The organism is Neobacillus drentensis, from assembly GCF_021560175.1.
Taxonomy (GTDB): Bacteria; Bacillota; Bacilli; order Bacillales; family Cytobacillaceae; genus Neobacillus; species Neobacillus drentensis_A.
This window is the reverse complement of sequence record NZ_CP091110.1, coordinates 3809162-3828254: the sequence shown is the minus strand read 5'-3', so window position 1 is coordinate 3828254 and position 19093 is coordinate 3809162. Positions and strand designations below refer to the sequence as shown.

At 36.8% G+C, this 19093-nt stretch carries 18 protein-coding genes; 16 read left to right on the top strand and 2 right to left on the bottom strand.

The genetic code is table 11. From position 1 onward, the window contains the following. Positions 1–776: 776 nt before the first annotated feature. The 11 genes from L1999_RS17850 to L1999_RS17800 all read left to right on the top strand — a co-directional run bounded on the left by L1999_RS17850 (position 777) and on the right by L1999_RS17800 (position 10718). On the top strand, positions 777–2264 hold the full coding sequence (locus tag L1999_RS17850; protein WP_235739793.1) for an aldehyde dehydrogenase: 1488 nt from the start codon (positions 777–779) through the stop codon (positions 2262–2264). 126 nt (positions 2265–2390) lie between these two features. Beyond that, positions 2391–3170, top strand: a complete 780-nt coding sequence (locus tag L1999_RS17845) for a 2-keto-4-pentenoate hydratase (protein ID WP_235739792.1) — start codon at positions 2391–2393, stop codon at positions 3168–3170. A 44-nt stretch (positions 3171–3214) separates the two neighbouring features. Then, a complete protein-coding gene (locus L1999_RS17840; protein WP_235739791.1) occupies positions 3215–4003 on the top strand; it encodes a 2-keto-4-pentenoate hydratase in 789 nt (262 codons plus the stop codon). 59 nt (positions 4004–4062) lie between these two features. Further along, positions 4063–4251 (top strand): 4-oxalocrotonate tautomerase, encoded by a 189-nt coding sequence (locus tag L1999_RS17835; protein ID WP_235739784.1) that lies wholly within the window; start codon positions 4063–4065, stop codon positions 4249–4251. Between the two features lie 442 nt (positions 4252–4693). Beyond that, positions 4694–4867, top strand: coding sequence for a hypothetical protein (locus L1999_RS17830; RefSeq protein WP_176541128.1), 174 nt, complete (start codon positions 4694–4696; stop codon positions 4865–4867). Between the two features lie 992 nt (positions 4868–5859). Continuing rightward, positions 5860–6072 carry a Rossmann-fold NAD(P)-binding domain-containing protein gene (locus L1999_RS17825; RefSeq protein WP_235739783.1) on the top strand — a complete coding sequence of 71 codons (213 nt, stop codon included), beginning with the start codon at positions 5860–5862 and terminating at the stop codon, positions 6070–6072. 330 nt (positions 6073–6402) lie between these two features. Next, entirely contained in the window at positions 6403–7686 is a 1284-nt protein-coding gene (locus tag L1999_RS17820; RefSeq protein WP_235739781.1) for an aromatic ring-hydroxylating oxygenase subunit alpha, read from the top strand. Then, positions 7683–8162, top strand: a complete 480-nt coding sequence (locus L1999_RS17815; RefSeq protein ID WP_215041971.1) for an aromatic-ring-hydroxylating dioxygenase subunit beta — start codon at positions 7683–7685, stop codon at positions 8160–8162. The genes L1999_RS17820 and L1999_RS17815 overlap by 4 nt, the downstream gene beginning before the upstream one ends. Positions 8163–8261: 99 nt before the next feature. Next, positions 8262–9176: a VOC family protein gene (locus tag L1999_RS17810; protein WP_235739778.1), complete on the top strand. Its 915-nt coding sequence runs from the start codon at positions 8262–8264 to the stop codon at positions 9174–9176. Positions 9177–9210: 34 nt separating this feature from the next. Then, on the top strand, positions 9211–10245 hold the full coding sequence (locus L1999_RS17805; protein ID WP_235739776.1) for an amidohydrolase family protein: 1035 nt from the start codon (positions 9211–9213) through the stop codon (positions 10243–10245). Between the two features lie 239 nt (positions 10246–10484). Further along, positions 10485–10718, top strand: coding sequence for a DUF2798 domain-containing protein (locus L1999_RS17800; RefSeq protein ID WP_255286594.1), 234 nt, complete (start codon positions 10485–10487; stop codon positions 10716–10718). 452 nt (positions 10719–11170) lie between these two features. Here the strand turns inward: L1999_RS17800 and L1999_RS17795 are convergent, their stop codons facing one another. Beyond that, positions 11171–12064: a LysR family transcriptional regulator gene (locus L1999_RS17795; RefSeq protein ID WP_235739774.1), complete on the bottom strand. Its 894-nt coding sequence runs from the start codon at positions 12062–12064 to the stop codon at positions 11171–11173. 805 nt (positions 12065–12869) lie between these two features. On the opposite strand from L1999_RS17795, the gene L1999_RS17790 reads away from it, so the two are divergent. Next, positions 12870–14315, top strand: coding sequence for a DEAD/DEAH box helicase (locus tag L1999_RS17790; protein ID WP_235739773.1), 1446 nt, complete (start codon positions 12870–12872; stop codon positions 14313–14315). 624 nt (positions 14316–14939) lie between these two features. After that, positions 14940–15242 (top strand): SDR family oxidoreductase, encoded by a 303-nt coding sequence (locus L1999_RS29890; protein ID WP_430540045.1) that lies wholly within the window; start codon positions 14940–14942, stop codon positions 15240–15242. Positions 15243–15467: 225 nt separating this feature from the next. Here the strand turns inward: L1999_RS29890 and L1999_RS17780 are convergent, their stop codons facing one another. Beyond that, positions 15468–15830, bottom strand: a complete 363-nt coding sequence (locus tag L1999_RS17780) for a peptidoglycan-binding domain-containing protein (protein ID WP_235739772.1) — start codon at positions 15828–15830, stop codon at positions 15468–15470. 255 nt (positions 15831–16085) lie between these two features. On the opposite strand from L1999_RS17780, the gene L1999_RS17775 reads away from it, so the two are divergent. From L1999_RS17775 to L1999_RS17765, 3 genes are all read left to right on the top strand, one after another. Next, a complete protein-coding gene (locus tag L1999_RS17775) occupies positions 16086–16598 on the top strand; it encodes a hypothetical protein (RefSeq protein ID WP_235739771.1) in 513 nt (170 codons plus the stop codon). A gap of 692 nt (positions 16599–17290) precedes the next feature. Continuing rightward, positions 17291–17557 (top strand): TolB-like translocation protein, encoded by a 267-nt coding sequence (locus L1999_RS17770; RefSeq protein WP_235739770.1) that lies wholly within the window; start codon positions 17291–17293, stop codon positions 17555–17557. 117 nt (positions 17558–17674) lie between these two features. Further along, positions 17675–19003 (top strand): S9 family peptidase, encoded by a 1329-nt coding sequence (locus L1999_RS17765; protein WP_235739769.1) that lies wholly within the window; start codon positions 17675–17677, stop codon positions 19001–19003. Positions 19004–19093: the final 90 nt, after the last annotated feature.

Below are 19093 nucleotides of genomic sequence, written 5' to 3'. Positions count from 1 at the left end.
ATAGAAATTTAAGATTTAAGCTATAGCCTTGTATATAAACTTTTCTCACCCAATTTGGTTTGCGCTAAAAAAATGAAAAAAGAATCCACTTTTATTAGAGTTTAACTATTTCGTATAGGTCGTCTAAATAGGAAGGATGTTCAACTGGATTGTTATCTGAATTTACATACTTTTCTTATGAAATTGGTATTCAGACACAACATCCTTCACAGAATTAATACGGATTCAGTGTTCTACTTCCTGTGCGATGCTCTAATACATTGAAATGATTTGTGTCCCGCTTTCCGGATGAGTTGAGTTTGTACCGATAAGGTTTATTCTTGACCACAGTAAATTGTGTTTGTGGCTTCCGAACCACTTGCAAAACGGATTGATACAAAAATTATATTGAATGATATGTTTAATCCCATTTTTTCTCGAAATGTAACTGGAAGAAACAAGGGTTTACTATTTTATTAACAGCATATTCATTGTGTTTATATATAAATAAAATCTTGAATTCGGGCGCTATAAGAAAGATAATTTCGATTAGAATTACATGGTCGAAAGATTTAAAATTAAATTAATTAAGATAATATTCCGATATATTTAAATATTAACATTTTAAAATATTGTTATTATCTGAAAAATACATTAGACGCTGATTACCGTTGCACGTTGGGTTAACTTTTGGATGCGATTACATTTGGCTGAGGTGCACGGGTTCGATGCTAGTTTTCTGCATTTGATAGTCTCGACAAGAAGGAATCAGACGACCAGCCAAGGAGGAATTATGAATGGTACAAATCGAAACTAAAACAGAAGTTGAACCTATCGTAAAACCATTTGATTGTTTACATTATATCGACGGTAAATTTGTTGAATCTGTAGATGGAAAAACGTTTAATAACGTCAACCCTGTAACTGAAGAAGTTTATGGTACAGTTGCAGAAGGAAGCTCGGCAGATATTGATTTAGCTGTAAAAGCTGCTAAACGTGCTTTTGAAGAAGGCCCATGGGGAAAAATGACTGTAAATGAACGTTCAAGAATTATCCGCAAAGTTGGTGACATTCTTGAAGCAAGACAAGAAGAAATTGCACAATTAGAATCATTAGATACTGGTAAGCATCTTAAATTCTCACGTCACGTTGATGCACCTCGTGCAGCAGCAAACTTCCATTTCTTTGCTGACTACATGCTTTCTATAGGAACAGAAGCATACCAGGATGAAGTTCATAATGCGCTTAACTACGGATATCGCCGCCCAATCGGAGTAGTCGGATTAATCCAGCCATGGAACCTTCCATTATTCTTATTAACTTGGAAATTAGCTCCAGCTTTAGCTGCAGGCTGCACTGTAGTTATTAAGCCATCTGAATTAACTCCAATGACAGCAACAAAATTAATGGAAATACTTAAAGAAGCTGGTGTTCCAGATGGAGTTGTAAACTTAGTTCACGGTTTTGGACCTGGTGCTGGAAGTGCAATCAACAAACATCCTGACATTTCAGGTATCGGCTTTATCGGTCAAGTATCAACAGGTACTAAGATCATGGAAGAAGCTGCTCCTACATTGAAAAAGCTCTCTTTCGAGTTAGGCGGTAAAAACCCTAACATTATCTTTGCGGATGTAGATATTGATGAAGTAGTTGCAACAACTATTAGATCAAGTTTTACAAACCAAGGGGAAGTTTGTGTATGCGGTTCAAGAATTTACGTTGAGCGTCCAATTTATGAAGAATTCCTTGAAAAATTTGCAGCCAAAACAAGAGAATTAAAAGTTGGCGACCCATTTGATATGGCCAACGATCAAGGCGCATTAGTTGCTAAAGTACACTACGATAAAGTAATGAGCTACCTAAAAATTGCTGAAGAAGAAGGCGGAACTTTCGTTACAGGAGGTAAACGTCCTGAAGGATTGGATAAAGGATATTTCATAGAACCTACTATTATTACTGGTTTAGATGACAGCTCTCGTTGTGTTCGTGAAGAAATCTTTGGGCCAGTTGTTACAGTTATTCCATTCGACACAGAAGAAGAAGTAATTGCGGCTGCAAACGATACTCGCGTGGGCTTAAGTAATACAATCTGGACTAACGATATCCGTCGTGCACATCGTGTAGCTCAAAAAATTGTATCAGGTTTATCTTACATCAACTGCTGGTTCGTACGTGATTTAAGAACTCCATTTGGGGGTACGAAAGACAGTGGACTAGGTCGTGTTGGCGGTAGTCACAGTTGGGAATTCTACACTGAAATAACTAATATTTGTGTTAAACTTTAATTTTTAGTTTTTATCATAGATATGTTGCACGGTTTAAATAAGATATACCGTGCAACTTTTTTGAATGTTTCTCGGCTTATACTAAACAGTCTTAAAATACGTTTATAATAGAAAGGATATATTCAATTGACTAGTAAAATTGAAAAGATTGCTGCTAAATTATTAGAATCTGAAAAAAAACGCGTTGGAATTAATCCGTTAACTGTGGTAGATCCAGAAATTACTGTCGATGAGGCATATTATATTCAATTGGAAAATATTAAAAATAAGGTAGCTGAAGGACAGAAAATTGTTGGCAAAAAAATTGGATTAACCTCTGTTGCCGTACAAAAAATGTTGGGTGTTGATGAGCCTGACTATGGACATCTATTAGACAACATGGTCGTTGAAAATGGCGGTACTATTTTTTGTGAAACCATGCTTCAGCCAAAAGTAGAAGGTGAAATAGCATTTATTTTAAAGAAAGATTTAAAAGGTCCGAATGTGACTGTTCTTGATGTGCTGCAAGCAACAGATTATGTTGTTCCTGCTTTAGAAATTGTTGATAGTCGGATACAAGATTGGAAAATTAAGCTACCAGACACGGTCGCTGATAATGCTTCATCCGGATTATTTGTATTGGGTGGCAAGCCTACAAAAATTAAAGATATTAATCTGGAATTAATGGGCATGGTACTTTTGCAAAATGGTGAAGTTGTCAATACAGGTGTTGGAGCAGCTGCACTTGGAAATCCGGCAACTTGTGTTGCATGGCTGGCGAATCGTTTAGCAGATTATGATATTACTCTTAAAGCAGGTGAAGTAATTCTTTCGGGTGCACTTTCCGGCATGGTTGTCGTTAATCCGGGCGATAATGTTACAGCAAGATTTGCTCATCTTGGTCAAGTAAGCGTTAACTTTAAATAATTGCCTTAAATAGATACTGAATCTGGATCAAAGGAGGAAAAGGAATGGCAAGTGATATTATTAAACAAATTGCTGATTACTTAGTTGCTGCAGAAGTAGAAAAACGTGAAGTTGTAAAGGTAACTAAGACGTTTAAATCTGATTTAACAGTTGAGGAAGCTTATGAGGCACAGGAACTGCTTGTTCAAAAAAAATTAGACGAAGGCCGAAGAATCATTGGCCCTAAGATGGGATTAACAAGCAAGGCGAAGTGGGAACAAATGGGCGTTACTGAGCCAATTTATGGATATGTGTTTGATTATATGTTGATCGATAACGCTGGTGTTCTTCCATATTCTGATCTGATCCATCCAAAAGTAGAGGCAGAAATTGCGTTTTTGATTGGCGAAGATATTGAAGGACCAGGAATTACCGGCTCACAAGTGTTAGCTAAAACAGAGTATGTTTTACCTGCACTTGAAATTATTGATAGCCGTTATGAAAATTTTAACTTTACCCACACAGATGTAATTGCTGATAATGCATCTACTTCAAGGGTCGTATTCGGTAATACACTTCGAAAACCAAATGACTTTGAACTTGAATTAGTAGGGGCAACCTTATCGATTAATGGCCAAATTAAAGAATTGGGCGCTGGAGCTGCTGTTTTGGGAAATCCTGCAAATGCCATTGCAGTATTGGCAAACATGCTCGCCAGAAAAGGAGATAAAATTAAAAAGGGCGAAATCATATTATCGGGAGCCTTAACAAGTGCAATATTGTTAAAAGTTGGCGACGTAGTTTCAGGTAAATTTGATGGCCTGGGCGAAGTAACTTTCTCTGTTGGTAAATAAATGAGCAATTTTAAAACATATTACAATAGGAAAATATAATTTATGAAAGGGGAATTACCATGCCACTTATTCAAGTAAGTATTTTGGAAGGCAGACCACCTGAAAAAATAAAAGCATTAATTGAAAATATTACTAATACTGTTGTTGAAACATTAGTTGTACCAAAAACTAGCGTTCGAGTATTGGTAAATGAAATGCCAAAAACTCATTGGGGAGTTGCCGGTGTACCGGTTTCTGATAGAAAATAAACGAATAAGCATGAGTCTAGTAACTTTGTTCTAGAAAATTGACAAACTATTAGTTGTTATTATAAAGGTAATTTTTCACAACCTTAGAAAAAAAAAATTAAAACTCCCTATATTTTTTGAAAGGGAGTTCAGACTGTCGACAAATTCGAAAATATTCGGGTTTGTCGATATACCTGAGGTATTGACATCCCCTTAAGCGAGGTTCACTACCCCTCTTCTTGTTATTACTCATATCGTTATGATTAGCCATAGTAAAAATAGATTTAAAGGCATACCCATTCATCTTGTTGAATTGGTAATTTTTTGTATCTGTCTGAATTAATTGTTTCATTAACGAATTTTTTATCATGTTAATCTATTGTTTTCAGGTCTATCTTCCAGGTGCAGACTCATTATAAAAAAATTGCAGACATCGGTAAATAATTATGGAGGAAAATATAAAATGACAGTATCTGAACTCATTGAAAAACTAGAGAAATTGGATATTCAAGATGCACAGATAGTGCTTAAAGATTCATCAGATGAATATTTAGATATAGGAGAGATTGAAAGTATTTTAGGATTCTATTATGTAATTCATCCAGTTTCAACAAATAGGAGCCAGGAGGAAAAGTAACCGGGTTCTCTTTTCGGAGGGAAGGTAACTTTATTAGCAATAAATAAAACTGTAATTAACAATATTTTAGCATTAGAAAAAGGCAACTTAATGAAGTTACCCCCTTAGGTTGGAATAATAATCCAAATTTAGGAGGTTTTTAATAGTTTTCAAGTATTTTAGAAAATAGATTGTATCAGAGTATTTAGAAGGAGGGGGAGGATTAAGAGAACAGGTAAAGAAATTTAGCATTGGTAGTCCTCAAACTATACTTAATTGGGTAAATCGCTACGAAAAATGTGGGGAAAGCTACAAGCCTTAATGTAGGAACCAGGAGATACCGACAAAAACCAACCTTTTTTAAGAATTTGATATTATGAAATTAAGCCATTTTGATTATCCTATTCGTCCTCTCATAAGAAGTAAGTTTAGTCACTTCTTATCATAAGAGAGGTTAATAGAATTGGAAATCATATGGCTCATTTTTTTTGTGATCAAATCGTATAAAAGTGCATCAAATCTAGATTATCAAAAACAAATATAAAGATTCTTTTAGTTTATCCTTTTTATAATTTCGAGCACCCCTTACCCTTTTTTTATTATGTCATGTCCATTTAAATGTCTTTAGAATTTACTCAGGACAAACGAAATCTTTTAATTATTCCTCTTAAATCATCTCTTTGCACGTGAATTGACAGCATATTCATAATGTTTATATAAATAATATCTTGAATTTAGGCACTAAAAGTAAGAATATTTCGATTAGATTTTCACAAAAAAAAGATTTAAAATTAAATCAATTAAGATAATATTCTGATATTTATTATGTCAAAATGTTCAGATAGTATCTGGAAAATGCATTAAACGCAGTTTACCTAAGTACACTGAGTTAAGTTTTGGATGCGATTACATTTAGCTGAGGTATCCGGATCGATGCTAGTTTTTGTGCAATTGAAAGTTGCACGACAAAAAGGAAACAGACCATTTTTACAAGGAAAGGAGGAGATTTTAGCTTGTCGAGTCAATCACAAGCCTATCTTTTGGAAGGGAGAGTAGCCGTTGAAACAGGTTCTTTACAAGGAATTAGGAAAGCGGTTGCAATTGGTTTATCACAAGCAGGTGCGACTGTATTGGTTACAGGAACCAATCTCGAACGTTCGCAGAAAGTCTCCGAGGAAGTATTAACAGGGCGGGAAACAGACTACTTTATTGGTGATCTATCATAGGATGAAAACGTTATCCAGATGGTTGAAGAACCCATACATAAATGGGACAAAATCGACAGTCTTGTCAATAATGCCGCCTGAAGCGTAATTCTTCCGTTCCTTGAACAAACACCGTACCCTTAAAAACAACAATCGGCCGTAACCACTGGACCGTGCTGTGGTCATGATACAGAGTGTTGCCGAATATGGTGAAACAAAATTACGGAGGGATTTTTAAATGGCGGAAGCAAGATGCAATAAAAATGATTTTAAGGTTTTCTAAAACCTCATTCAGAACTGACACAGATGATGAGCAGGTTTACTAAAAAAACTTATTTAGGGGGAGAGCCAATGAGCAATTATCTTAAGGATGATCAACAGAAGTGTTTATTCAAAGTAAATCGTGAAGTTTTTATTGATCCGGAAATTTTAGAAATCGAACGCAATGAAATTTTTGATAAATGCTGGTTATATATCGGGCATGAATCAGAAGTACCGAATAAAGGGGATTTTCATAGAAGAAAAGTTGGGGGACGAAACCTTTTATTCACCCGCGGCAATGATGGGGTAATAAGGGCATTATATAACTCCTGTCCACACCGGGGTGCGCTCGTCTGCCGTGAAGGAAAAGGAAACTCAAAAGTATTCCGCTGCTTCTATCATGCATGGAGCTTTAATACGCAAGGGGAATTAGTCGGATTACCTGATAAATATGGTTTCTTGGAAGACCATAACTGCGATGGCTCCAAAAATATGCTGGCTGTCAAACGACTTGAAAGTTACCGCGGTTTCGTATTCGTTAACTTTGATGACAACGCCATTTCATTAGAGGAATACCTGGCAGGTGCAAAAGAGTATCTCGACTTGGTGGCAGATCAAACAGAAGTTGGAATGGAAGTTTTGCAGGATTCCCAAGAATATAGCGTACGAGCGAACTGGAAATTACTTTGTGAAAATAGTTTTGATTTATACCACGGGGTACCAACCCATAAAACCTATTTTGATATTGTTGCTACCCGTGGCGGAATAATGGAAAAAGACAGTCTTGCAGGGGAAGCACGCGCTCTGGGGAATGGACATGCCGTAATGGAATATTATGCCCCGTGGCCAAGACCAATCGGAAAATGGATTGAAGGTTATGGTGAAGAGGCGAAAGAAATTATCGACAAAATCAATGCCCGCTTAGTAGAAAAATTTGGCGAAGAAAGAGCCCACCGCATTTCGAAAAAGAACCGTAATATTTTAATTTTCCCTAACCTGGTCATCAATGACATCATGGCGATTGCAATCAGAACCTTTTATCCGATTGAACCGGGTTATATGCAAGTAACCGCCTATGGTTTATCTCCTATAAATGAAACAGACGGTTTCAGAGAGGTACGGAATGACAGCTACTTAGAGTTTTTAGGGCCAGGCGGTTTTGCGACTCCGGATGATAATGAAGCACTTGAACTATGCCAGGAAGGCTTTTTAAATACTAAAGAAGTCGGATGGAATGATATTTCCAAAGGAATGAACAGGGAAATTCCCCAAGCGACAGATGAAGAACAAATGCGTGCCTTTTGGCGTGAATGGGATAAACGGATGACAGCAGCGGAAAGCAAAAAAGAAGAAGATGGGAAGGTGGAAGTATGAACATAACACGTCAGGAAATTGAAGATTTTTTATTCCATGAGTCTGAGCTTCTTGATGAGTTTAAGTTAAAGGAGTGGGCTGCATTATTCGCAAGCAATGGAACGTATGTGATTCCGCCCATCGGAAATCCTGATGCGGATTTTAAAAAATCGCTTTTCTTTGTTCATGATGATCGTGCTCGTTTAGAACAGCGGGCGTTACGATTACTGAAAAGAGAAGCCCATGTAGAATACCCGCACTCCACTACTCTCCACAATGTGATGAATGTAAGAATCGTTAATAATGAAGAGGATGCCGTAAAAGTCAGATGCAATTTCTCTACCTACCGTACGAAACGTGAAGTAATGGACAATTATGTCGGGGTCAACGAATACATCTTGGTAAAAGAAAATGGAGAATTAAAGATTCAATCCAAGAAAGTCATTCTCAAATTGGACAGTCTCCGCCCGCACGGAAAAGTAAGTATCATTTTATAATATGAAGTCAGATTTTGATTATGGATTATACGAATTAACACATTAACGCGGTTAAGCTATGAGGGTCAGACACTCTACTATAATATAGGAGGTTTTTGAATGATTCGTTATAAAAAGTTGGGATATGTTGTGTTAAGCGTGACTGATCTTAATAAATCGGTAGATTTTTATGAAAATATTGTTGGTATGGAATTTGTTGAACGGGTTCTTGATGCCGCATACCTTCGATGCAGCTGGGACCATCACAATTTAATCCTTGAACAAGGAGAAGAACCTGGGTTAAAAAGAGTAGCATTTGAGCTTGAAAAGGCAGACCAATTTCAAGCAGTGTTTGACCATTTAACGAAACAAGGTGTAAATCCTGTCGAATTAAGCGCAGAGGAGTGCCAAAATTTGGCCCAAGGTAGAACATTGCGTTTTAAAGATCCATATTTAGGGGTAACGTATGAATTCTATGTGCAAATTATGCAAATGGGTACACCATTTGTTCCTAAGAAGGCCAGAATTACGAGACTTCTTCATGTCGTTTATGAAACTAATAAATTTGACGAATTATTTGATTTCTTTACGACTGTTTTGAACTTCAACATTTCAGATATCCAAGGAAGGGAAACGGGGTGGGCCTGGTTAAGGGCAGCTGGAACTCCATTTCACCATAATTTTGCCCTGACAAAAGGAAAAGAAAATAAATTAAATCACCTTGCTTATCAAGCTCAACGTGTAGATGATGTAGGGATTCAAGTTAATAGATTAAAGGATAACAATGTTCCGATTCTTTTTGGGCCAGGAAAACATCACCCATCGGGCAGCATTTTCCTATATTTTGCGGATCCTGACGGTTTAACGATTGAGTATAGTCAAGGAATGGAAGAATTTCCGGAAGAAAATCCAAGAGAGCCTCGCCGTCTAGAACCAACCATGCATACCCTTGATGAATGGGGAGGAAGACCTAAACCAGGATGGGGAAAAGTTGGTAAATTGATAAAGGAAGACTTGGAAAAAGTTAATCAATAATCAATCAATAATTATCCTTTAAGGAGGCAGCATCGTGTCAAAAGGTGAGAATTTCCGTGTTGACTTTCACACCCATATTATTCCCGAGAATTTTCCTGATTTTGCGGAAAAATATGCGGATGATCGTTTTCCGATTTTAAAGCATACGTGCAGCTGTGGAGCTGAAATTTACAAGGATGGAAAGTCATTCCGAAAAATCGACGAGAATGCCTGGAATCCTGAAAAGCGCATCGCTGAAATGGATGCAGAAGGTGTCAATGTCCAAGTTTTATCTCCGATTCCCGTTACGTTTACATATTGGGCAGATGTAGAAAAGTGTTTAGAGCTGTCGAAAGCACAAAATGATTTCATAGCTTCGGTAGTAGCCCAATATCCTGATCGTTTTGTCGGCCTTGGAACGGTACCATTGCAGAATTCGGATTTGGCGATTGCAGAAATGGAAAGAGCAGTTAAAGAGCTGGGGCTGATCGGGATTGAAATCGGCAGCAACGCAAATGGAAAGACCCTCGATGATCCAGAGATTCAAAGATTTCTGGAAGCAGCGGCAAAAATGGATGTACCCATTTTAGTTCATCCATGGGCCACGGTCGGAGTAGAGAGAATGCCAAACCACAACTTTATGTATTCGATCGGAATGCCGTCCGAAACAGCTCTAGCGGCAGGAAGCCTAATCTTCAGCGGTATTCTTGATAAATTTCCAAAATTAAAAATCTGCTTCGCCCATGGCGGGGGGTCCCTGCCGTATTTATTACCGCGAATCGACCAAGCCTGGGAAGTTTGGCCGCATATACGCACAACGGAACAGCCGCCAAGCTATTATGCGAAGAAACTCTATTACGATACGCTCGTTTACGATCCGTGCAATCTCCAATTTATGCTTGGAAAATTTGGTGCTGATCATATTATCATGGGTACAGATTATCCATTCATGTTGCGGGAAGCACCGCCGGGGAAAATAGTTGAAATGTTGGAAAATGTTTCGGATGTGGAAAAGAAACAAATGCTTGGAGAAAATGCGATTAATTTTCTGGGATTAAATAAAGAGAGTTTTATTAAAGAATCGGAATAGGCCAAATAAAAGAACATTCCATTTTGATAGGAATGTTCTTTTATCTTGACCTATAGTTCAGATCAGGAAAATTTTAATTTTTTTAAAGAGGTTTTAAATGACTGTAGAAATAGTAGAAGCTTTTCTAACTTTGATAAGTAGGTATTCGTAAGATAAAAATGTATCTAAATTAAATGATGAGGAGATGAGTAATAATAAATATTAATATTAAATATAAAAATATCATTTTTGCATTTTTAATGGCTTTTAGTATGTCCTTTTTTATTTCATTAATATTAATCTTAATAAATAGGGGTTATGATGGAACATTTTTACATGCATGGTTAAAAACTTGGTCACAGGCTTTTATTTGCGCTTTTTTTGGGGCTTACTTTTTTCCGAAAGTAATACAAAAAATAATGAAAAAGATTAATTTTGTAGAAAAACCATTAATAATTGAGAATAATATTATAGTGAGAGAACAAAACGATTAATAATAAAATTTAAAGCAAAGTACAGAGTCCCAAGTCATTATAGAAAAAGCAAAACAAAGAAGATTGAAAACGAACTAACTCAAACAAATAATTTAAATGTTAAGACCGTCGAGATATATCTGACGGTTTTTTGATTTTTTATAAGTTTGTGTAACATTTAATAACCTTATGAATATAACTAAAATCTTGAATTAACGCGCAAAAACAAAGATTATTTCGATTAGAAATCAGCAGGGGTAAAAATGGATGTAGCACCACCAGGTATTGTAGTCGAAATGTTAGAAAAAAGTGTTGGATGAGGAAAGGAAAAAAATGCTTGGAGAAAATGCTATCGAGTTTTGGGGTTAAATAAAGCCACAGTGTTATTAAAGAACGGTATGGATTTATAACAAAGGACATTTCTGTTTAAATGGAATGTCCTTTGTTATTGCTGATCCATAGCTTATACCTATTTAAATAGATTTTAAATTTTTTAAAATAGTTTCAAAAGTATGAAGGAACAGAAGAAGCCTTTCTAATTTTGGAGAATCCTTTTTATATATTCCAGCAATATTATAAGTGAGATCTTTAAATTCAGCAAAAGGGACGGTACATAAATCTTTATTGTGTGTATTTGTGTGATTAGCTAGAATTAGTTCTGGTACGACGCTAAAACCCCAGTTATTTTTAATCATCGATATTACCATTTCGAATCCGCCAACTTCAATTCGTTTTAGATTTCTTATTCCGATTAATCTTTCATCAATTTTTCGCCATAAGGCTGTTTCCCTACGATAGCAAATCATCGTTTGGTCAATAAGATCGTCTTTGGAAATTTTAGCTTTTCCTACTAATGGATGGTCTTTTCCAACAATAAAAACAAGCTTTTCATGAAAAATATATTCAGATTCCAGATTTGTAAATGGGATTACATCTCTTACCAGCCCTATATCGATTGACCCATCTTCAATCATTTTAGAAACTTCTACAGAGTCCGCTGCTTCCACTAGTTCAAACGAAAACTCACTTGTTTTGCGCAGCAGTGATAAAACCTCTATGACAATCGAAACAGAGATGGCAGGTGATAATCCAATGGTAATCGTTGGAGTTTTAATACCTTCAATCACCTGTCTGGCTTCTTTTACATAGTTTAATATTTTACGCGCATATGGAAGCAGGGCAGTTCCTTCCTGAGTCAATAGGATTTTTTTTCCGTCACGGTAAAATAATTTACAGTCTAGTTCATTTTCTAGTTTTTGAATTCTTGCCGTTACCGCGGGCTGTGTTAAATTCAAGTGGTCTGCTGTACGCGAATAATTATTTAACTCAAATACAGTAATGAAGGTTAAAAGTTGTTCATCATCCATAACATCACTTCCTTATTTAAAAAAATGAGTACCTTTTATATTATGATATCAATAAAAACATTCCGGACGCTTGTATTAATGCGCTTTCATTTTTATGTAAAGAATTACAACTAACCAATAATTTAATCTAATTATAGATTTTAATAATGTTAAATTCTAATAAAAAAAATCTTCTTTTTAGGGCTAAAATTCAAAATATTTTTTATAATACCGGGGGTTTCAATAAATTGTGTATGATCATTCTTTAATAAAAATAATGTTTTTAAGATTAGATCATATACATAGTTTCTAAGATGCGGAAACTTATTCAGTCCCTAGGGTTAACTGTACTTTCAGCACTAACAAAATCGTAATATAAATACACAGTCTTCAAAAATGCTTGAGACCTGCGTGCCAGGTCTGGTGGGTTCGATTCCCGCGCAGTACCGCCAAGGTATTGATATATCACTTTTGGGTGCATTGAATAATTTGGTTTAAATAGCCGTTTTACAGATAGACTGTGTAGGGGACTAAAATCAAACAGACTGTGGAGCCTCTTTTGCTATGTTGGGAAACCCAATAATGCAAAAGAGGCTTTTTATCATGGAAGCCATGTAAAAAGAAGGGTAGAAAACAGTATCAACCAGGATATTCGTTGAAGAAGAGGAAGTTCACAAAAGAGGGCAAATCGTTATAAGACCAGTTTGAATCGTTTATATTCGCGAAAGTTTCAAGTATAATGAACCATATTCAGATTATGCATATGATATTTCTTTGAGAGAATCCTATTGATAAGCCGGATAATACAATATAACGAGGTTAATACATGATTGAAACAAAATTTGAGGATTATAATTTAAGCGACGAAATAAGAAGATCTTTACAGGTGTTAAAATATGAAGCTCCGACAGAGGTTCAGCGTAAAGTCATTCCATTAGCATTGGCAAATCAAGATCTAGTCGTAAAATCGCAAACAGGCAGCGGCAAGACTGCGAGTTTCGGAATTCCTATTTGCGAAATGATGGAATGGGAGGAAAAATTGCCACAGGCCTTAATCCTGACACCAACCAGGGAGCTGGCTGTTCAAGTCCGCGAAGATATGACGAATATTGGAAGGTTTAAACGGATCAAAGCAATGGCCGTTTACGGAAAAGAACCGTTTACGAAACAAAAAGAAGAATTGAAACAAAAAACTCATATAGTTGTTGGTACCCCAGGACGTGTTATCGATCATATTGAAAGAGAAACTCTGGTTTTAGATAAAATAAAGTATCTAATAATAGATGAAGCGGATGAAATGCTTAATATGGGGTTTATTGATGAAGTAGAAGCCATTATTAATCAACTCCCTTTAAACAGAAAAACAATGGTATTTTCGGCAACATTACCGAAAGATGTTGAAAATCTCTGCCATAAGTACATGAAAAATCCTATCAATGTCGAAATTGAGGCTAGTGGGATCACGACGGATACGATAGAACATCGCCTAATCGAAGTGAAGGAAGATGAAAAAATTTCACTTCTGAAAGACGTTACTGTCGTTGAAAATCCAGATAGCTGCCTTATTTTTTGCCGCACGAAAGAACACGTCGAAACGGTCTTTGCCGAATTGGAAGAATCTAATTATTCCTGTGAAAGACTCCATGGCGGATTAGAACAACAAGATCGGTTTGCTGTTATGGATGGTTTCAAAATGGGGAATTTCCGTTATTTAGTTGCTACCGATGTAGCTGCACGAGGAATTGATATTGATAATGTGACACTTGTGATCAACTATGATGTTCCAATGGAAAAAGAGAGTTATGTCCACCGGACAGGCCGAACTGGTCGCGCAGGTAATGAAGGAAAAGCCATTACGTTTGCGACACCGTATGAAGGAAAATTCGTTAAAGCTATTGAACGCTATATTGGCTTTGAACTTCCTATAATGGATGCACCAAAGCCACATGAAGTTGCTGGTAACCAGGCTGCTTTCGACGAAAAAATCAGCGGACGGCGAGTTGTAAGAAATAATAAAACCGCAAGAATGAACCAAGATATCATGAAACTATATTTTAACGGTGGAAAAAAGAAGAAGCTTCGAGCGGTAGATTTTGTTGGAACAATAGCGAAAATCCCTGGAGTAACTGCAGAGGATATTGGGATTATTACGATCCAAGATCAAATGTCCTATGTTGATATACTAAATGGGAAAGGCTCGCTCGTTTTACAAGCGATGGAGAATACAACTATAAAAGGAAAGAAGTTAAAAGTTAGTAAAGCCCTTAAATAATGAACTCAAGCAAGGACGATATGCCACATATCGTCCTTTAAGTTATTCAGGAATGTACCAAACTATCCATGTTGCAGGGTTCAAAGTACGGACAAGGAAAAGAAAGTCCATTTACCACGAATAGAGTTGTTCACCCAATGGTTGAATACTATTCTGCCAGCAAGCATATCGCTGTTCTTATCCTCCTTCTTATTAGGAGGATTTTCTATAAGATCCCCAAATACCGTGATGCTATCTATAAACTCACATCCATAATGGATTCCTGCTGTAATTGTATGAAGTTGGTTTTAACTGCGGAGTTCGCTTGATAAAATTTTCTGGAATAATTACAAGATTAAAAGGAATCAAGGGGTAGTGAAAAAAGCTGCGCCAGTTTGCCAATTAGATATTCATTGACCACGCCACAGTGGATCAGCTCGGGAGACTCGACATTCTCGCCAACGTCGCAGGTATGCAACAGTTTGTGGAGGACATCTCCAATTTGACGACGGAGCAGTTCGCGACTCGACCTTCTAGACGAATGTTTACTCACTGTTCTGGCTCTGTAAAGCCGCGATTAAACATATGCCTCCTGGTAGCTCCATTATCAATACGAGCTCCATCCAAGCTTAAAGCCCGTCACCGATACTTCTTGATTATGCTACGACAAAAAGCGCAATTAATACTTTCACCAAGGCGCTCGCGCAGCAGGTTGCACCTAGGGGGATCAGAGTAAATGCCGTCGCACCGGGTCCGGCGTGGAAACCGCTGCAAATCAGCGGCGGTCAACCTCAGTCAAAGCTGAAGGAGTTTGGCTCGCAGACGCCACTCGGCCGTCCCGGTCAGCCGGTAGAGATGGCACCTGCATATGTCTTCCTCGCTAGCCCTGAATCCAGCTACGTCGTCGGTGAGACATTAAATGCAAATGGCGGCGAGCCAACACCTTAAAGAGTTACAACACTAAGAAATGAGTAATAGTCTCGCATATATGAAGCAAGCCGGTTCCTGATTGGAGCCGACTTGCATTTTTAATCAAATCTAATAAAAGTTATTATATATTTTCGTTTAATAGCATTTTAGTAGCATCTTATCTATGGAAGAACTTTGGCATATGCTTATATAAGCTTCGCAGGTACCAGGTTCCGCCTCTTCTAAATAAGAGTGGCCACCCGTTTAATCGTAATTAAGTTTATCTGAAAATACTTGGATTGCTTTGTCATAACCGGGCCCACAATTCCATCTACTTGTAGATGACGAGCTTAATGGAATTGCCTTACAGCATTCGCTGTATTGACTGAATCCAAAGATCCCATCAATTCCTCTTGTGTAATAACCAGGTGATGTAAGTTTTCTCTGTAGCTCTGTTACAGAAGGCCCCCAGTTACCTCTTTTAAGAATGGCCCCACTTGTACTTTCAGAAACAGATGATTCGAATCCTTCGGATACTGCGGACGCGGACTCTTGGGGCACAACCATACCAAAACTAAACATCAGAAGAAATGCAATGGCAAAAAGACTAAACCATTCTCTCTGCATAATGAATCCCTCCAAACTTCTAATCTGTTATCCTAGCATATCTTCCACATCATCTTTATTTTGGTGCTTTTTTCCATGGTGATAGTTAATATCTTATCAACAATTTTTGAATTACTTCTATTGCCTCGAAAAAGGGATTTTTAGATTCACCAAATTATTTCTATTTTTTGAACTTTTAATAATATCTATTTGACAAGCCTCCCACATAGGTGTAATTTACATATATAGTTATATATTAATTAGGAGGTTTTTATAATGGAATTAAACAATGAATTCGTTACTAATTTTGGTGAATCCTTATTAAACATTTGGACCAACAGTTTGGACAAGGTGACCGCATCTCAAGAAGAGATAGAAAAACTTTTGTTTCAAGCATTTACAACACAAATAGAATCATTGGAGAAAATTGCTGGCGGCATGGACTTAATACAGGAACAACAGAAAAAGTTAATTGAAGAAGTTCGCGATTATGTACAGAACAATGTTGAAAAATTTTTCGGGGAACAAGCAAGCGAAACTTTCGAAAAGTGGAATGCACAACTAGATGAAATACATAACCGTGTTCAACAGTTAACCTCTACTCCATACAAAGAAAGTTTAAATTTATTAATTCAGTCACAAGAACAGTATCAACAATCATATAAATATCATATCGAACAGCAAAAAAAGTTTCGTTTTGAGGCTTTAAATCAATTTAAAACTGCACAAAAAGGATTTACGGATTTATTTGAATCCAACACAAAAATAGCATTTAATTTGTTTAAGTAGAACAGCGGATTTTCGCTGTTCTTTTTTACAATGTATAAAGAAGATTATGAATATGGTCGAAATCATGTCATTTGGTTCACCAGAGTTAGGAGAATCCTCATAACTCTTTGCTAGCTGATATCTTTATCCCTTTGTTTCAGAAGGTAAAATCATTGAACCTGGTCGTCGTCTACGACTACTAGAGTAAGGGAACTACTAGATTATTGTAGAGATGATTGTGGATGGTATTAGATGCAAAGAAGCTTAGTATTCACTCAAGAAAAATAAGCTGTAAATTTAGGTAACTGAAAGTCTCAAAAAACAATTATCCGAGACTTCTATTTTGTGTTTGAATTTCTGCTCTCATAGGTATTACTCAAAATGAATTGAATCATGGATTTAGATTAACTTCTATTTAAATTATATGTTAAAAATAACATTAAACTACATGTAAACATATATGATAAAACATAATATACCGCACTTTATGTAAAGACTGCTTTCCGTTTTAGTGGCCTATAATCTTGGAGAGGCTAAATGGTCATTTAAATATGGAGTAGTTTATTAATTCCGTCAAAATCTCAATGGGAATAAATCCCCCTTTGTTAAATAAAATGGATTGGAGAGTTTCATTCAGTTTGTTTTATTGACCTTTCAATTGGTTCTCGTTGTTAAAGAAGCATTACTATTTCTAACTTGAATGGGGGAATTTTATGACTGTATTGAGTTTGGACCATTATTTAAATGCCCGCACTGCAAAAAATCCAGAATATACTCTTGATGGACAAAAGCTAATTTTTATAGCGGATTATACTGGGGTACCACAGGTATGGGAGTTGGATCGAGGTGAAGCTTCGCCTGCTCAATTATCTTTTACTCAGGATAGAATTACCCTTGTTAAAAAAGTAAACGGTTCTTCCAATCTCATTATCGGGATGGATAAGGGGGGAAATGAAAATCAGCAATTGTTCTTACTCTAGGAGGACAGTACGCTGATTGATTTAACAAACTCTCCAGAGCATAGGCATATTTACGACGGGAACTCTCAGGACGGAAAATGGATTGCCTGGTCTAGCAACCGACGGCATCCGGCAAATTTGGATATTTATATACAAAATCTCGAATCAATGGAAATTAATCTTGTTTACAGAGAAAACGGAATGTTTGCGGTGGTTGAATGGTTTCATGATGGAAAATCCCTATTAATTGAGAGAACAAATTCAGCTATGGACAATGATTTAGGTATGCTTGAACTATCTACAGGGGTCTTAAATTGGATTACAGAGCATACAGGTGAAGCAAGTTTTAAAAATGCCCAATTTAATAAGGATGGAGATCATATCTATTTATTATCAAATAAAGACAGGGAATTTTTTGGGATTGCACTTATTAACCTGCAGACTAAACATTTTGATTGGCTGGAACTAGGAGAGTGGGATTTTGAAAGTTTGGAAATGAATAAGGATAAAAATAAGCTGGCTTTTACAATCAATGAAGGGGGAATTTCCAAGGGGGTAATCCTTGATTTAAACACAAGTTCCCTTTACTCATGGAAAACTCCAATGGGTGTTATTTCCAATCTTAAATTTTCACCTGATAATCAAAAGTTAGCATATGTATTTAATGGTCCGGCATATCCGCCTGATATATGGGAGCTTGATCTTAAGATCATTCACGCAGAGAGGATTACATATGTATCCCGTTCGCCAGATTTGAAGGAGAGATTTATCGAGCCTGAACTAATCACCTATCATTCTTTCGACAATCTCCAGATTCCAGCCTTTTACTTTCAGCCCAAAAACCCTGCAAAGAAACTTCCTGTTGTCATTTATATTCACGGTGGACCTGAGAGCCAAAGCCGTGCTGTTCATAGCCCGATCCTGCAATACTTTTTAAACATTGGATATGCAGTTTGTACACCAAACGTTCGGGGCAGTACAGGGTACGGTAAAACGTACACTCATCTTGATGATGTTCGGAAAAGAATGGACGCAGTACAAGATTTAGTTTATTTAGCTGAATGGCTAATTGTAAATCGGAACATCGATTTAGAAAAGATTTCAATAATGGGCGGTAGCTATGGAGGGTTTATGGTTCTTGCCGCGACTACTCATTTTCCAAAGTATTGGTCTGCCGCCATTGATATTGTTGGAATGTCGAGTATCAAAAGCTTCCTTAAAACTACAAGCCCCTGGCGTAAGAAACATCGGGAATCAGAATATGGCACAATAGAAAGAGACGGAGAATTCTTCGATAGAATTGACCCATTGAATCATACTGATAGAATCACTTCTCCACTATTGGTTCTCCATGGAGCGAACGACGCACGAGTACCTATAGAAGAAGCAGAACAAATCGTTAATAAATTAAAGGCGCGAAATCACCCGTTGATTTTATTCGCTTTGAGGACGAGGGGCACCATTTAGAAAAACTTAAAAATAGGAAAAATACCTATTCGGCAATGGTTCAATTCCTAAAACTATATATTGGAAATTGAAGATGTTTTCTCACTTGAA

Bases quoted from the DNA above. Each gene is read 5' to 3' on its own strand.
- L1999_RS17850 (WP_235739793.1), top strand. From the start codon at position 777: ATGGTACAAATCGAAACTAAAACAGAAGTTGAACCTATCGTAAAACCA.
- L1999_RS17840 (WP_235739791.1), top strand. From the start codon at position 3,215: ATGGCAAGTGATATTATTAAACAAATTGCTGATTACTTAGTTGCTGCA.
- L1999_RS17835 (WP_235739784.1), top strand. From the start codon at position 4,063: ATGCCACTTATTCAAGTAAGTATTTTGGAAGGCAGACCACCTGAAAAA.
- L1999_RS17830 (WP_176541128.1), top strand. From the start codon at position 4,694: ATGACAGTATCTGAACTCATTGAAAAACTAGAGAAATTGGATATTCAA.
- L1999_RS17820 (WP_235739781.1), top strand. From the start codon at position 6,403: ATGAGCAATTATCTTAAGGATGATCAACAGAAGTGTTTATTCAAAGTA.
- L1999_RS17815 (WP_215041971.1), top strand. From the start codon at position 7,683: ATGAACATAACACGTCAGGAAATTGAAGATTTTTTATTCCATGAGTCT.
- L1999_RS17810 (WP_235739778.1), top strand. From the start codon at position 8,262: ATGATTCGTTATAAAAAGTTGGGATATGTTGTGTTAAGCGTGACTGAT.
- L1999_RS17800 (WP_255286594.1), top strand. From the start codon at position 10,485: ATGGCTTTTAGTATGTCCTTTTTTATTTCATTAATATTAATCTTAATA.
- L1999_RS17795 (WP_235739774.1), bottom strand. From the start codon at position 12,064: ATGGATGATGAACAACTTTTAACCTTCATTACTGTATTTGAGTTAAAT.
- L1999_RS17790 (WP_235739773.1), top strand. From the start codon at position 12,870: ATGATTGAAACAAAATTTGAGGATTATAATTTAAGCGACGAAATAAGA.
- L1999_RS17780 (WP_235739772.1), bottom strand. From the start codon at position 15,830: ATGCAGAGAGAATGGTTTAGTCTTTTTGCCATTGCATTTCTTCTGATG.
- L1999_RS17775 (WP_235739771.1), top strand. From the start codon at position 16,086: ATGGAATTAAACAATGAATTCGTTACTAATTTTGGTGAATCCTTATTA.
- L1999_RS17770 (WP_235739770.1), top strand. From the start codon at position 17,291: ATGACTGTATTGAGTTTGGACCATTATTTAAATGCCCGCACTGCAAAA.